This window comes from Gilliamella bombi (assembly GCF_900103255.1).
Lineage (GTDB): Bacteria > Pseudomonadota > Gammaproteobacteria > Enterobacterales > Orbaceae > Gilliamella > Gilliamella bombi.
The window spans coordinates 34,123-49,997 of record NZ_FMWS01000020.1 but is presented as its reverse complement, the minus strand read 5'-3'; the positions used below and the strand labels follow the sequence as shown (position 1 = coordinate 49,997).

Annotated in this window: 11 protein-coding genes; 10 read left to right on the top strand and 1 reads right to left on the bottom strand. The window is 35.0% G+C overall.

Annotated features, from left to right (window positions below):
* Positions 1–7 precede the first annotated feature (7 nt).
* From hisS to adk, 6 genes are read left to right on the top strand one after another with little or no spacing between them, the layout of a single operon-like run.
* The gene (gene hisS / locus B9N71_RS05120; RefSeq protein WP_085164578.1) at positions 8–1,285 is read left to right on the top strand and encodes a histidine--tRNA ligase; all 1,278 of its coding nucleotides are present in this window, start codon (positions 8–10) and stop codon (positions 1,283–1,285) included.
* Positions 1,286–1,303: 18 nt separating this feature from the next.
* Positions 1,304–2,062, top strand: coding sequence for a YfgM family protein (locus tag B9N71_RS05115; RefSeq protein WP_065590196.1), 759 nt, complete (start codon positions 1,304–1,306; stop codon positions 2,060–2,062).
* A 26-nt stretch (positions 2,063–2,088) separates the two neighbouring features.
* Complete coding sequence (gene bamB, locus B9N71_RS05110) at positions 2,089–3,261, top strand: outer membrane protein assembly factor BamB (RefSeq protein WP_085164576.1); 1,173 nt, start codon at positions 2,089–2,091, stop codon at positions 3,259–3,261.
* A gap of 19 nt (positions 3,262–3,280) precedes the next feature.
* Positions 3,281–4,747: a ribosome biogenesis GTPase Der gene (der, locus tag B9N71_RS05105; RefSeq protein ID WP_085164574.1), complete on the top strand. Its 1,467-nt coding sequence runs from the start codon at positions 3,281–3,283 to the stop codon at positions 4,745–4,747.
* 3 nt (positions 4,748–4,750) lie between these two features.
* Positions 4,751–5,002, top strand: coding sequence for a YfgJ family double zinc ribbon protein (locus B9N71_RS05100; protein ID WP_085164572.1), 252 nt, complete (start codon positions 4,751–4,753; stop codon positions 5,000–5,002).
* A 37-nt stretch (positions 5,003–5,039) separates the two neighbouring features.
* Positions 5,040–5,684 (top strand): adenylate kinase, encoded by a 645-nt coding sequence (gene adk / locus B9N71_RS05095; protein WP_034913307.1) that lies wholly within the window; start codon positions 5,040–5,042, stop codon positions 5,682–5,684.
* Positions 5,685–5,959: 275 nt separating this feature from the next.
* Here adk and ybeD read toward each other — a convergent pair whose 3' ends face one another.
* The gene (gene ybeD, locus B9N71_RS05090) at positions 5,960–6,226 is read right to left on the bottom strand and encodes a DUF493 family protein YbeD (RefSeq protein WP_034913328.1); all 267 of its coding nucleotides are present in this window, start codon (positions 6,224–6,226) and stop codon (positions 5,960–5,962) included.
* A gap of 199 nt (positions 6,227–6,425) precedes the next feature.
* Between ybeD and gss the strand changes: the two genes are divergently transcribed.
* The 4 genes from gss to B9N71_RS05070 all read left to right on the top strand — a co-directional run bounded on the left by gss (position 6,426) and on the right by B9N71_RS05070 (position 15,838).
* Complete coding sequence (gene gss, locus B9N71_RS05085; RefSeq protein WP_085164571.1) at positions 6,426–8,300, top strand: bifunctional glutathionylspermidine amidase/synthase; 1,875 nt, start codon at positions 6,426–6,428, stop codon at positions 8,298–8,300.
* A 285-nt stretch (positions 8,301–8,585) separates the two neighbouring features.
* The gene (locus tag B9N71_RS05080; RefSeq protein ID WP_085164569.1) at positions 8,586–10,133 is read left to right on the top strand and encodes an SrfA family protein; all 1,548 of its coding nucleotides are present in this window, start codon (positions 8,586–8,588) and stop codon (positions 10,131–10,133) included.
* A 9-nt stretch (positions 10,134–10,142) separates the two neighbouring features.
* Entirely contained in the window at positions 10,143–13,169 is a 3,027-nt protein-coding gene (locus B9N71_RS05075) for a virulence factor SrfB (protein WP_065609325.1), read from the top strand.
* The gene (locus B9N71_RS05070) at positions 13,166–15,838 is read left to right on the top strand and encodes a putative virulence factor (protein ID WP_085164567.1); all 2,673 of its coding nucleotides are present in this window, start codon (positions 13,166–13,168) and stop codon (positions 15,836–15,838) included. Before B9N71_RS05075 ends, B9N71_RS05070 begins: the two co-directional genes overlap by 4 nt.
* Positions 15,839–15,875: the final 37 nt, after the last annotated feature.

Below are 15,875 nucleotides of genomic sequence, written 5' to 3'. Positions count from 1 at the left end.
TAAATAAATGACAGAGAAAAAGATCCAATCTATACGAGGGATGAACGATTTACTCCCAACAGATAGTGCAAGTTGGCAACAGATTGAAAAAATCGTTAAAGGTGTACTAAACAGTTATGGCTACAACGAAATTAGAACGCCTATTGTTGAAGATACCGCACTATTTAAGCGAGCGGTCGGAGAAATCACCGATATTGTTGAAAAAGAGATGTATACTTTCAATGATCGAAATGATGAAAGCATTACTTTACGCCCAGAAATTACTGCAGGTTGTGTTCGTGCAGGAATTGAGCACGGACTTTTTTATAATCAAGAACAACGCCTTTGGTATTTAGGACCGGCATTTCGTTACGAAAAACCACAAAAAGGGCGTTATCGTCAATTTCATCAATTTGGTGTTGAAGTCTTTGGACTTGAAGGGCCCAATATTGACGCCGAGCTGATTTTATTAACGGCTCGTTTTTGGAGAGCACTTGGTATCGAACAGCATACTTCTCTTGAACTTAATTCAATTGGTTCGCTTGAGGCTAGGGTCAACTATCGAAATGCATTAGTTACTTTTCTTGAACAATATAAAGATAAATTGGATGAAGATTGTTTACGTAGAATGTATACTAATCCGTTGCGCATACTTGATTCAAAAAATCCAGTTGTTCAAGAGCTGCTGAATCAAGCTCCAAAATTGTTTGATTATTTAGATGAGGAGTCCAAAATTCACTTCGAAAACTTATGCCGACTATTGGATAGTGCTGGGATAGAATATAATATTAATCAAAGATTAGTACGCGGTTTGGATTACTATAATCGAACAGTTTTTGAATGGGTAACTAACAGCCTAGGGGCACAGGGAACCGTTTGCGGTGGTGGACGATATGATGGTCTTGTAGGCCAACTTGGAGGAAAACCAACACCAGCAGTTGGTTTTGCAATGGGAGTTGAACGTTTAGTATTATTAGTTCAAGCGGTTAATCCATCATTTAATGGTGATAATTCGATTGATATTTATATGATCACCTCTGGTGATGAAAAAACCATTTCAGTTGCTCAAAGTGTTGCAGAGCAATTGCGTGATGGTCTACCTGATTGGCGAATCATGACAAATTATGGTAGCAGTAATTTTAAGAAACAATTTACCAAAGCAGATAAATTAGGTGCTAAGATAGCAGTTATTATTGGTGAAAATGAATTAGCTAATCAGACAGTAATGATTAAAAATTTACAAACAGGCGAACAAGTTGAAGTGGCACAAGCAGATATTGTCCAAACTTGTTTGTCTATTAAGTAAAGGAAATAGGAGAAAAACGTGAGTCATCAGTTATCCAGTGAAGAACAAATTGAAGAGATAAAAGGTTTTTTTGCTAAAACATGGAAAATTATGGTTGCCATTATTGTGATTGGATTATTGGCCTTTTATGGCTGGCGTTATTGGCAATCATATAAAGTTGAAAAGGCGATAGCATCATCAGATAAGTATGAACAATTAATTGCTCAATTAGATGATAATAAACCAGATTCTGTTAATGAATTAGTATCTTTTGCTAAAAACAACGATACTATTTATAGCGTGTTTGCTAATTTGCGTGCAGCAAAATTTTATGTTGAGGTATTAAAAGATTATCCTGAGGCACAAGCCTTGTTAGTTGATGCATTAAAGAAAGCGGATTCAGAGCCTGTTAAAGCGATTACCAATATTCGTATAGCACGCTTACAGTATCAACAAGGTCAATATCAAGAAAGTCTAACATCTTTAGGTAATGTAACTAATGAAAGTTGGGGTGCCGTAATTAATGATCTCCGAGGTGATGTGCTTGTTAAAATGACTCGTTATGCTGACGCAGTGAGTGCTTATAATGTTGCTTTGACTTCTTCACCAACTAAAGATTTAGAAGAAAGTATTAAAATGAAGTTGAACCAAGCTGAATATTTAAAAGCAAAACAAGAAGTTGAACAAGAAGTTTTAGCTACTAAAGAAAAGGCAGAAAAAGAGGCTCAGGCAGCCAAAGAAAAAGCAGAGCAAGAAGCTAAAGCGAAACAAGCTGCATCTGAAGAAAGTAAAAATTAATTTATCCTGCTATAAGGGTCTATACAATGAAGTTATCAAAATATCTTTTTGTTGGTGTTTTTGTTTTTTCACTAGCTGGGTGTTCTTTATTCGGTAAAGAAGATGAGATTGTACAAATTGCACCGTCACCGAAAGTAGATAATCAATTTTCTATTCAACAAGTATGGAAAAATAGTACTGCTGGTAATACTCATATTTATTCATTATTAGGTCCGATTAATTATGATAATGCTATCTATGTAGCGAGTCGTAGTGGACAAGTTAAGGCAATTGATTTATCAAGCGGTAATACTATATGGGATGTCAATTTATCTAAAAGTACACTTTTCAGTAGTAAAACTGCACTATTTTCAGGTGGTGTAAGTGCTGATGATAAATATGTCTATGTAGGTAGTGAACGTGCCATTGTCTATGCGTTAGATCGTCTCAACGGTAGAGTTGTTTGGGAAAAAGCAGTGAAAGGGGAAGTACTTGCTCGCCCGGTATCTTCTGATAACAAATTAATAATTCATACTGCTAATGGTGTTCTTCAAGGTATTAATCGTGACACTGGTGATTATTTGTGGGATGTTTCCTTCGAAGTTCCAACATTATCAATAAGAGGTAACTCTACACCCACTATCGCTCATGGTGCAGCAATCGTTGGTGATGATAATGGTCGAGTAAATGCTTACTATATTAATGATGGCCAATTAATTTGGCAACAACGCATTTCACAGCCATCAGGCTCTACAGAAATAGCAAAATTAAATGATGTTGATTCTACTCCGGTAGTTGAAGGTAATTTAGTCTATTCTGTTGGTTATAATGGTAGTGTTGTTGCGCTTGATTTAAGTAATGGTCAAACTGTTTGGCGTAAAGTACTTGGATCTATTCATAGCTTTGCTGTTGATACCGATAGATTGTTTGTTATTGATCAGGATGACAATGTTCGGGCCATCGCTAAGAGTGGTGGCGGAGAACTTTGGACTCAGTCAAACTTTACTCATCGTTTGTTAACTGATCCTGTCATCTACCAAAATTATGTCGTGTTTGGTGATTTTGAAGGTTACCTATATTGGTTAAATGCTGAAAACGGTGAACTTGTTGCTAAAACACAAGTGAGTAGTAGCGGATTAATATCTAAACCATTAGTTGTAAGCAATAATTTAATTGTCCAAGCTAAAAATGGTGATATTTACGCCTTTACAAAGAATTAAAGTAATCTAGAGAAGAAACATGGTACCTGTTGTAGCGCTTGTTGGTCGTCCAAATGTTGGAAAGTCGACTCTATTTAATCGGTTAACACGAACTCGAGATGCCTTAGTGGCTGACTTTCCTGGATTAACTCGTGATCGTAAATATGGAAGAGCTGAGATCAAGGGCCATGAATATATCTTGATTGATACTGGTGGTATTGATGGAACAGAAGATGGGGTTGAAAGCTTTATGGCTGAACAATCCCTACAAGCAATAGAAGAAGCTGATATTGTTCTTTTCTTGGTTGATGCTAGAGCTGGTGCAATGCCAGCTGATCATGCTATTGCAAAACATCTCCGTTCTCGCGATAAAGCTACTTTTTTAGTAGCCAATAAAATTGATGGTATTGATGTCGATACTGCGATTTCTGATTTTTATGGTTTAGGATTGGGAGAAATTCATCCAATTGCAGCTAGTCATGGTCGTGGCGTAAGTTCATTAATTGAAACTGTATTAGATCCTATTTTCCAGTTAGATAATAACGAAGATAATAACTTGGATGATAATCAACAATTAGATGATCTAACTGAATTATGTGATGATTTTGTTGATGAAACAGAATCATTAATCAATCAACCTATTAAAGTTGCTATTGTTGGCCGACCAAATGTTGGTAAGTCAACACTAACTAATCGAATTTTAGGTGAAGAGCGAGTTGTTGTATATGATATGCCTGGGACAACTCGAGACAGTATCTATATACCAATGAATCGAGATGAACGTGAGTATATCCTAATTGATACGGCTGGTGTACGTAAACGAGGAAAAGTTACTGAAACAGTTGAAAAATTTTCAGTTATTAAAACGTTACAAGCAATTGAAGATGCTAATGTAGTTATTTTAGTTATTGATGCCAGAGAAGGTGTATCCGATCAAGACTTATCATTACTTGGTTTTATTATTAATAGTGGGCGCTCACTTGTAATAGCCGTTAATAAATGGGATGGTTTATCACAAGATATCAAAGAGCAAGTTAAAACGACATTAGATGATAGATTAGATTTTATTGATTTTGCTCGTGTGCACTTTATTTCTGCGTTGCATGGTAGTGGTGTTGGTAACTTATTTGATTCGATTCAAGAAGCATATGATTGTGCAACACGTCGTGTTAATACCGCATTATTAACCAAGATTATGCAAATGGCACAAGATGACCATCAGCCGCCTTTAGTTCGAGGACGACGTGTTAAACTGAAATATGCACATGCTGGTGGTTATAATCCACCAATTGTTGTGATTCATGGTAACCAAGTAGAAGATCTACCAGATTCTTATAAACGTTATTTGATGAACTATTTTAGACGATCACTAAAAATTATGGGGTCACCAATTCGAATTCAGTTTAAAGAAGGGGCTAACCCATTCGAAGGTAGAAAAAATACTTTAACTGCATCACAGCAACGTAAACGTCGTCGATTAATGAAGCATGTAAGAGGGCGAAACTAATTTATGTCAGGAAAATTAATGAATGATTCAGGGAAAGAAGGCCTTTGTCCAAATTGTCATCATAAAATGAGTGTTGTTTCGCCACAGAATTTTAATTGTCCTCATTGTAAGCAACATTATCTTGAACAGTATATTTGCCCGACTTGTTTGCAAAAAGCTCAAATGATCAAAGGTTGTGGAGCGGTTAACTATATTTGCCCAACTGATGGTTTGATATCCAGCAGTAAGGTGATATTTCATTATTTACCAGAATAGAAGCTTTATTTATATTAAAGCCATAAGAGGTTATTTTATGCGAATTATTTTATTAGGAGCACCAGGAGCAGGAAAGGGAACACAAGCACAATTTATTATGCAAAAATATGGTATTCCTCAAATTTCAACTGGTGATATGTTGCGAGCAGCAGTAAAAGCTGGTAGTCCACTTGGTTTACAAGCTAAGGAGTTAATGGATGCCGGTAAGCTAGTTACCGATGAACTCGTTATTGCATTAGTTAAAGAACGTATTGCACAAAGCGATTGTGCTAATGGCTTTTTGCTAGATGGCTTCCCTCGCACGGTTCCACAAGCAGATGCAATGAAAACAGCTGGCATAAATGTTGACTATGTGCTTGAATTTGATGTACCAGACGCAGTGATTATTGATCGTATGAGTGGGCGACGAATTCATGCTCCTTCAGGTCGTGTTTATCACATTCGCCATAATCCACCAAAGGTTGAAAATGTTGATGATGTGACTGGTGAACCACTTACTATTCGCAAAGATGATAACGAAGAAATCGTTCGTAAACGCCTTGTTGAATATCACGATTTGACTAAACCACTAATTAGTTATTATCAGCATGAAGCCAAAGAAGGGCGGACACAATATTTCCGTATTGATGGAACGCAAGCTGTAACTGAAGTAACAAAAGAATTAGTGAAAATTTTAGGATAATTTGTTTTTTATTAAAAGCGCAAGGCAGTTAACACTATCTTGCGCTTTATCATCTTGAATGAATTTATGTCACTGCTTATACAATACTAATTTGAATATCTTAATAAAATACATTGATTCTATAATATTTTCTAATTAATTCTTTTGTTGTAATAAAGATGAATATTCACTAAAAATCATTCAGGTAGAGTATTGATTTTATTGAATTTTTTATCGTATAGCAGAAAGCCTTATCTATACCGATAAGACTTTCAATTTTTAGCAAAAGTAAAACACTATAAAACCATTCTTACAATATCGATTTCGCCTAATTCTTTATAAAGATTTTCGACTTGATCGATATGCGTTGCATTAATGGTAATTGATACAGAATGATAATTACCTTTACTACTAGGTTTGATTGATGGCGTATAATCGCCAGGAGCATGGCGTTGAATCACTGATACCACTTTGTCTACAAGCTCTGGTTTTGCTTCTCCCATTACTTTATAGGTAAAAGAGCATGGAAACTCTAATAACTCATTTAATTTAGTTTTTTGCATAATTTTATTTTTCTCGTTTATTTGGTTCGATGTATCGTTACGACTACCAAGAATAAACACTATATATAGGCAGTTTACTATTCTTCAAGTAACGAATAATAAACATTGCTTTTTAAAGTATATATTTTGATCTATGATAGAAAATTATAACATAGTGTAATTAACGTATCTTGCTATTTACTAATAAGGCTAAAATAACATGTCATCTAAGTCCAATAATAAAGAACCTTTTGGTACATTATTAGGGTATGCGCCAGGTGGCGTTGCCATTTATTCATCTGATTATGAAACTTTAGATCAAAAACAATACCCTAATGATGCATCTTTTCGTAGCTATTCTGGTTATGAATATATGGGATATAAATGGCAATGCGTTGAATTTGCAAGGCGATTTTTATTTTTAAACTATGGTATTGTTTTTACAGATGTTGGTATGGCGCATGAAATTTTTTCACTACGTTTTCTAAGGAAAGTTGTTAATGAAGCGATTTTACCTTTGCAAGCTTTTGCAAACGGAAGCAAAAAAAAGCCCGAGGCTGGTGCGTTACTTGTTTGGGATGATGGTGGTTTTTTTGACCGTACAGGTCATGTGGCTATCATTACTGAAGTATTTAAAGATAAAGTACGGATAGCAGAACAAAATGTCATACATAAGCGTTTACCAATTGGGCAGCAATGGACTCGTGAACTTAAAATGACAGTGACCAGTGACGGTTACCAACTACATGACACGTTTGATGATACGAAAATCTTAGGGTGGATGATTCAAACTGACAAGACTGAATATAGTTTACCGCAACCTAAAATTCCTAAACCGTTACTTGAAATTCATAGCGCGCATATTGAAAACCAAGGTCAATTTGATAAAAATTGGTTAAATGAATCAGATCCATTAGAAAGTGCGTATGTTTCAGCGACAGGTCATGCTATTAGTCATGATGATCACTATCGCTATTTCACTATTTCTGAAAGTGCCGAACAAGAGCTTATTCGCGCAACCAATGAATTACATTTAATGTATTTGCATGCCACAGATAAAGTATTAAAGGACGATAATTTATTACTTAATTTTAATATCCCAGAAATATTATGGCCAAGATTAAGACTTTCATGGCAGCAGCGCCGTTACCAAATGATTACTGGGCGGTTAGATTTTTGTATGGATGAACGAGGCTTTAAAGTCTATGAATATAATGCTGATTCTGCTTCTTGCCATACTGAGGCAGGTCATATTTTGCAAAAATGGGCTATTCAAGCTGGACTGAATATAGGAACCAATCCTAGTAGTGGTTTGCTTAATTCTTTAGCTAACTGTTGGAAGCATAGTGATGCTCAATCTTTTGTTCATATTATGCAAGATAATGATAGTGAAGAAAATTATCATGCATTATTTATGCAAACAGCACTTACTCAAGCGGGATTTAATAGCAAAATTTTACGAGGGCTTACTGGACTAAGATGGGATAAACGTGGTCGACTTGTTGATGATGAAGATCGCCAAGTAACTTGTGTTTGGAAGACATGGGCTTGGGAAACGGTATTAGAGCAACTTCGAGAAGAAAGCGAGGCACAAATTGCAGGGTTACCAATTCGTACATGGCATCCTGAAAATTCAGTTAGATTGCTCGATGTGCTTTTGCGACCGGAAGTCTCTGTTTTCGAACCACTGTGGACGGTTATTCCAAGTAATAAAGCTATTTTACCCGTATTATGGTCTTTATTTCCTAATCATCGTTACCTATTAGAGTCTACATTTGAACTCAATGAAAGCCTAATTAAAAAAGGTTATGCAATAAAACCAATAGCTGGACGCCGTGGTAGTGATATTCAATTAGTGAATAATCAAGAACAGATCCTTGATAAAACAGTAGGTCGATTTGCTAAACAAGAAAATATTTATCAAGAACTATGGTGCTTACCGAAAGTCGAAGATCGTTATCTACAGTTATGTACTTTTACTGTTGGTGGTCATTATGGTGGGACTTGCTTACGCTCCGATCCTTCTTTAGTTATAAAAGGTGAAAGCGATATGCAACCATTACGAGTATTAACAGATGATGAGTTCTTAAAATAATTTTGTAAAAAACTTTCAGGAAAGTATATGTTTTAGTATAAAAGTTAAGCTCATCAATGGTATCGCAATTATGATTAAAGTTATTATAATTCAATTGATTATTTAATTTTTTATAATCTGTATTAATTCTGCCATTTATGACATAATCTATTAAAAGATATGTTTAAAATTCAGAATATCCATGATGATATCAATTACAATAATGGCGTTTTCTGTTAAACTTGTCATAATTTTAAAAAGAAATTATAAGAAATAAAAATGATATAAAGGAATGAAAAGAAATATATGGCAAATACATTACTTCGAAGTGGTGATATTAAAGATTTCAAAATGCTTGGGCATGATGGAAAAGCTGCTTATTTAGTCGCAGCTCAAATTCGGGAAACGTTTAGAGTTAAATTAGGCAAACAATTTGCCGATTATTTAGCCATTCCTCAACGCAATGACCAAGGTAATATTATTGATTGGTATATTCCTCTTGATTCAAATCAACCAGATGGGCAATATGATATAGTCCCTTGGACATCAGCTAGTGAATCCGAACAAGAATCAGCTCTTGAGCTTTTAAAGGAATTTGAGCGAAAAGTTGTGGCTCTAGGTGAGCAACTAGCTAGTAACCCAAATATTAAAGGCGATCAGCTATTGTTCAGCCGCCTTATTTATGATCCAAAACACAATTCACAAAGTCTAGAACCTAACTTGATGGCAATACGCTTTCCTAGTAATCAATTTGTTTATATTGTTAATGGTAAACCAGTGATTACTTTTTGGGGGTTTGTTTATCCACAAACGCCTCAAGTAAATTCTCCATTCTATTGTTTAGAGCCTGCAAAAAAAGTAACGCCAACAATCACAGAAGTAGTTACTCCACAAATTAATAATAGACCATGGTGGAAACGTTGGTGGGTATGGTTGTTAGGGTTATTACCTTTATTGTTACTTTTGTTAGCATTGTTTTTATTACGCGGCTGTTGGCTAAAACCTCAAATATCGATTAGTCCAAATGTATCTTTAGATAGTAGTAATATTAGCCAACCAGAAAAAGATGAAAAACAAGATAGAAAAGATCCAGAGCCAAAAGATGTTGTTGTTGATAATCGATTAGGTGTCACTAATAATGCTATACCAAATGGTACGATTTTAGATAATGCAAATAATATTCCTACCAATAGCAACGTGGCTGGTGATTCAGTTGATCATTCTTTACCTACAGACAATGGAAATGATAGTAATAATATTCCAGATCCTGATGCTAAAGATAATAAAAGCGAGCAAGATGCAACAAAAACGGATGATAAAGATGACAAATCTACCCCTTTAGATCCTGATAAAAAAGATGATGCAAATATCCAAAATGATCAAAGCGAGCAAGATAAACAAGATAAAGATAGCGCTGAGCAGACATCTTCGCCATCGGATAAAGATAATAAATCAGATTCTAATTCAGCTGTTGATCAAACTAATCATTTAGCTATGCCAGCTGATGCAATTAAACAAGGATCGACAAAATTCTTAAATGGTCAATGGTCTGTAAATGGTGGTATTCAAGATAAAGCCACTGGTAAACCATTACAATTAAGTTATAACTTTAATGATGGGAATGGCGAAGTCACTGTAACACGTAGTGATGGTGTCAAATGTACAGGTAATGTGGGTACAAACATTAAAAATGCCAATTTAGATATAACGGGTAACACTGAGGCTGTTTGTAGTGACAATACCAAATATCAATTACCAAAGATTCAATGTACACCAGACAAAAATAATAATGCTAATTGTCAGGGAATTTATAATAATGGGACTTCATTCCCAATAACAATGAAAAAACAATAAAGGTTGTATATGCTTCCAGAATTACGCAATTATGGTCAAGAAGTGACACTTATTATGAATAGCGGTATTCAGTTTCTTGACTTTGCACTTAAAATCGATTGGAAAGATAATGAATGGCGCAGTAAAGTTAATGGGTGCTTTATTGATCCCTCTGAGAGTGGTGCGCTAATTAGGTTGGTTGAAGATGTGGAAAGTGGTCAATTTTTTACACCAGATAATCCCACATTTGCTGTTAATCCAACACAGGAAATTAGTGTTGAACAGTCCTTAAAACTATACGATGGCATTTGGTTACCAGTTCCTATGTTACGTTCAATACCTTCAAATCGTTTTGATAAAGGGCCACATAACTGGAGCCGAGTTCGAATCGTTAGTATTCCTGAAGGTGAAGATCCTGATGGTAATACACATCGAATCACTTTTGCTTTTGATACAAAAGTATTTGCTAACTTACAAGATGTTGCTTATCTTGCGCCAACCGAAAACGATGTGATGACTGGTGCAGTATTTAGTTTAGCACATCGCTCAGATCACGTTTCATGGTATTTAGAACTCAAATGGATAACCAGTTGGTTAATTGATCTCTTTCAAGAACTCGCGCCACAACCTGAACGTTTAAAGATACATAAAGATGATATTAATAAAGAGATTAAAAATAAATCTTATTATGCGCATTACCTAAATATCATTCACTTACTTGCCGACTCCTTGCAATTGCCAACAATTAAAATTGTGTCAAACAATAAAGATGATGTTGTTAAATCAATTCCTGTTGATATGATTTTAGATGTGGGTAATTCACGCACTTGTGGCATTTTAATTGAAGATCATGCCCAAGATAAAGATAGTTTAAATCATCGTTATGAGCTTGAAATTCGAGACTTAACCCAACCAGAGCATATTTACAATGAACCGTTTGAAAGCCGAGTAGAATTTGCCCAAACTTTTTTCGGTAAAGAACATTTTTCATTACAAAGCGGTCGACGAGATACATTCCGATGGCCAAGTATTGTCCGTGTTGGCCAAGAGGCAAGTCGGCTTGCAAGTCGGCGAGAGGGCAATGAAGGTGCAACGGGTCTTTCAAGCCCTAAACGCTATTTATGGGATCAAGATAAATACGAACAAGGTTGGCGTTTTAATTCTCATTATGTAAAAAGTGATCATGAACCATTTGCAACAGCAGAACCTTTTTCAAGCTTAATTAATGAATACGGTGAAGCATTACATATTTTAAGTAATGATATTGAAGAAGAGTATGACCGTAAAATGCCAGTTTTCCACCCAAAATACTCACGCAGTTCTTTGATGACTTTTATGTTATGTGAAGTATTAATGCATGCATTAATGCAAATGAATAGTGTTGCTCAGCGTAATAAACTTGAGCATGCTAAAACGCCACGTAATTTACGATCTATTATTTTAACTATTCCGCCAGCCATGCCAAAACCCGAACAAGCAATATTTAAAAGTTGCGTATATCAAGCAATAGGTTTGGTTTGGAAAAGCCTAGGTTGGGATAGTTCAGATAAAAATATTGATTTTAATAATCCAGAACAACTAAAAAGTGTATGGCCAAATATCCCTGAAGTGTATATTCAATGGGACGAGGCGACTTGCGGGCAAGTGGTTTACCTCTTTAACGAGACACAAAATAATTATAATGGGCGCAGTGAAGAATTTATTGCTTCAATGGTACGTCCAGGTAAAGCTAATAAACAGAAACTAACTATTGCAACAGTTGATATTGGTGGCGGCACAACAGATTTAGTGATTAACGATTACCAATTAGATTATGGTGTAAGTGGTCAAACCAACAGTAGTAATGCTTATATTGTACCAACGCAACGTTTTCGTGATGGATTCAAAGTTGCAGGTGATGATATTTTACTTGATATCATTCAAGATACCGTTCTAACCGCTTTAACAAATGGTCTAAAACAAGCTGGAATTGCAGATCCAAACCCCATTTTATCTACTATTATTGGTTCACAACAACTATCTATCCAAGATGCGGTATTGCGCCAACAACTCACTTTACAGTTATTTACACCGGTTGGATTACAAATATTAAAAGCGTATGAACTTTATGATCCATTACATTCAGAGCAACATGATTATCGTTCTACCTTTGGCGAATTATTACAACATAATACTATGACTGACAATGTGCTTAATTTTATAAATGAACCTATTAGGCGCGCATTAAATAACCCTGAGTTTTCGGTACTTGATTTAAGTATCGATATTAACCTTAAACGTATACATTATTTGTTTATTCGTGGTGATTATTACAACATCTGTAAAACGTTTGATGCATTATCCGAAATTATTAGTTGTTATCAGTGTGATGTTCTTTTATTAACTGGTCGCCCTTCTCGATTACCGGGAATTCAAAGTTATTTCCGATCACGCTTATCTATGCCTGCAGGGCGAATTTTGCCTTTACATGGTTATCATACTGGTGGTTGGTATCCTTTCCATAAACAAGAACGCATTGATGATCCTAAAACAACGGCTGCTGTGGGTGCTATGCTTTGTTTTCTAAGCAAAAATTTACGATTACCTAATTTCTATTTTAGATCTTCTAATATGGATTTATATTCAACAGTTAAATACATTGGACTTTTAGATAATCTTAATATGATTAAAAAAGAAAATGTTTATTATCAAGATATTGACTTAGATAATCCTGATTATGATTTCCCTGATCTCTCATTTGAAATTAGAGGCACCACAAGACTTGGTTTTAGGCAACTCGAAGTTGAAAGGTGGCCAGCATCGCCTATTTATATTTTAACAATTGAAAATAGTGAAGTGGCCAAGCGATTAAGTGCTGAAGGCGTCGTATTAGAAGTTACTCTCGGCATAAAAAACAAACAAAAAACGGTCGAAAATTTTTATATTAAGGATGTAAAAGCCTCTGATGGGCGAGCCTGCAATAAAAATCAGGATATTAAACTAAGTTTAAATACAATGGTTAACTCTGGTTTAATAAGTACGCAATATTGGCTTGATAGTGGAATGATAAAACGATGAAAAACTTAAATGAACAACTTCCTAAATCTTGGGAACAGGTCTATCAAGCATCAGCAAAGGCCATTGAGTGGGTAGATCAAACACGCCATTCATCTAAACGTTTAGATAGTGAAGCAGATAATTTAATTTTAGATTTACGTCGTTTACGTAATAGTGCAAAACGATTGGGTGATGTATCAACTAAGTCTGTTGCAGTTGGTTTTTTTGGATTATCACAGGCAGGTAAATCGTACCTTATTTCAGCGCTAGCTGCGGGTGAAAATGGTAAGCTTGAAACGGTTGTTGATAACGAAGTTTTAGACTTTATTGATCATGTAAACCCTGTAGGTAGTGGTAAAGAAGCGACAGGTCTTGTTACTCGTTTTAGCCGTATTGCTAAAGGTGGTATAGCTAACTATCCGTTAGAATTAAAATTATTTAAAGAGATAGAAATTGTAAAAATCTTAATAAATGCCTATTTTAAAGATTTTGACCAACAAAAAGTATCCAATAAAATTGAGTTTTCACAGCTAAATCAGTTGATTCAACGGTTAGAAAATAAAAAACAAATAAGCTATGTTGGCGGTATTATTGAAGATGATGTTGTTGATCTTTATGATTATTTATCTGAGAACTTCGGTAACTCGCTTGAAGGTTTGAAAGGGGGATATTGGGAAAAAGCAACGCACCTTCTTCCTTATTTGCCTGTATCTGATCGTGGTGAACTGATTTCTGTTTTATGGGGTGGTATTTCTGAACTCACCACAATCTATACCCAACTAGCGACGACCTTATCAAGTTTTAGTCATGCTGAAACGGTATATGCGCCGCTTTCTGTCTTAATCAAAGATAATAACGGTACTAAGTCACAAATTGACAGTATTATGAATGTTGATATTCTTGAGCGATTAAATACCGACAAAGATTCATCTGTCACTATAACGCCATTAAATGGCGCACCAACAACTATATCTTTAGCTCAACTGGCTTTTTTAACTGCCGAATTAATTTTTCCATTAGTCAATAAAACCAGAGTACCAACATTTGAAAATGTAGATTTACTTGATTTTCCTGGATACCGAGGCCGTCTAAACTTAATATCGATTTCTGATGTTAAAGAAGGTAATCCAATTGCTCAGCTTTTATTGCGTGGTAAAGTTGCTTATCTTTTTGAAAAATATACTGACAGCCAGGAAATGAATGTGCTAGTTGTTTGTACACCATCAGATAAACAATCTGATGTTAATGATGTAGGTCCAGTACTTGAGCGCTGGATTGATAAAACCCAAGGTGAAACAGCTGAAAAAAGAGCTACTAAAAAGCCGGGATTATTATGGGCAATAACCATGTTTGATAAACGCATTGGCACATCATTAACACTATCTGAAGATAATTTAAAAAATAGCTGGGGCAAAGGAGGTTTGTTACAACAAACTATCTTAGAACGTTTTGGTAGTTATGATTGGTTAAGTAATTGGTCGAACAATCACAAATTTAATAATATTTTTCTAGTTCGAAAACCAGGATTTGATGTGCCATTTTTAAATGTCGAACCGAGCACTAGCCAAGAGATTGATTATAGAGAAAATTATCAAGATAAAATGAATGTATTAAAAAATACATTTGTGCAAAATAGTGATATTAAAGAATATGTGTTCCAGCCAGAAGAAGCATGGGATGCCATGTTAAAACTTAATGATGGCGGTATAGGCCGAATTAGCCAATACTTGGAGCAAGTTGCCATTACGGAAGTAAAACAACAACGTATTGTTGAACAACTTAATGAGAAAATTGATTACATTATTAATATGCGTTTTGATACTTGGTATCAAGCGGATAGTGATGAAGAGCTAGTTAAGAAAAAGCAAGTAATTGCTGATGCAGTTAAAGAATTGCAAAGTAAAGCACTATTATTAGGTGAACTACTTAAAGTGTTTGAATTACCAGATCAAACAATTAGAGCACTTTATCATTCCAATACAATAGAAAATGAAACACAGCAAGATAGCAATGATAATTTGTTAGATAATTTATCGAATGATTTTGGTTTAAATGCTGATTTCGAGTTATTTTCTGATGAGAATTCACCATTGACCACTAAACAAGTTGCCACATTACCAACCGAATCAAAGTTTGCCAAAACTGTTTTTTCGGCATGGTTAGAGCATTTAAGGAATATTGTATTAGATAAGCATATTTTACAGTTTTTTGGTATCAATCAAAAATCACTCTCTTTTATTGTAGAAGAACTTATTACTGCAGCTAATCGAATGAAACTCGAAGCAAGTTTAACCGAGCATATTTTGAATAACGAAAATACTGGTAGTAAGCGTGATGATCTAGAATCTAGACAAATTAGTACTATTCACACTTTACTAGCCGATTTTATTGCATGGCTTGGTTTTATTCAAGGGCAGGGAGGTGATATACCAATGAGTAAAGTTAATCAGGGGAAACCGATATTTTCTTCACCGCTAAGTGAATTGAATGTTCAATCATCACATTCATTACCGAAACTGGACGATAAAACTAAAAATTATTCCCAGTATGCGATATTTGATTGGTTTGTTGCATTTGCAATGCTTGCGCAAGAAAATGTGGGGCACCATGCAGGACGAGAAATTAGTCAAGAACAAAATAGCCGATTGGGTGAAATTCTTAATTTTTTCAAACAATCGCAGATTAATTAAAATTAAATAAAAAATAGAGTAATAGGGAAGTCTTATT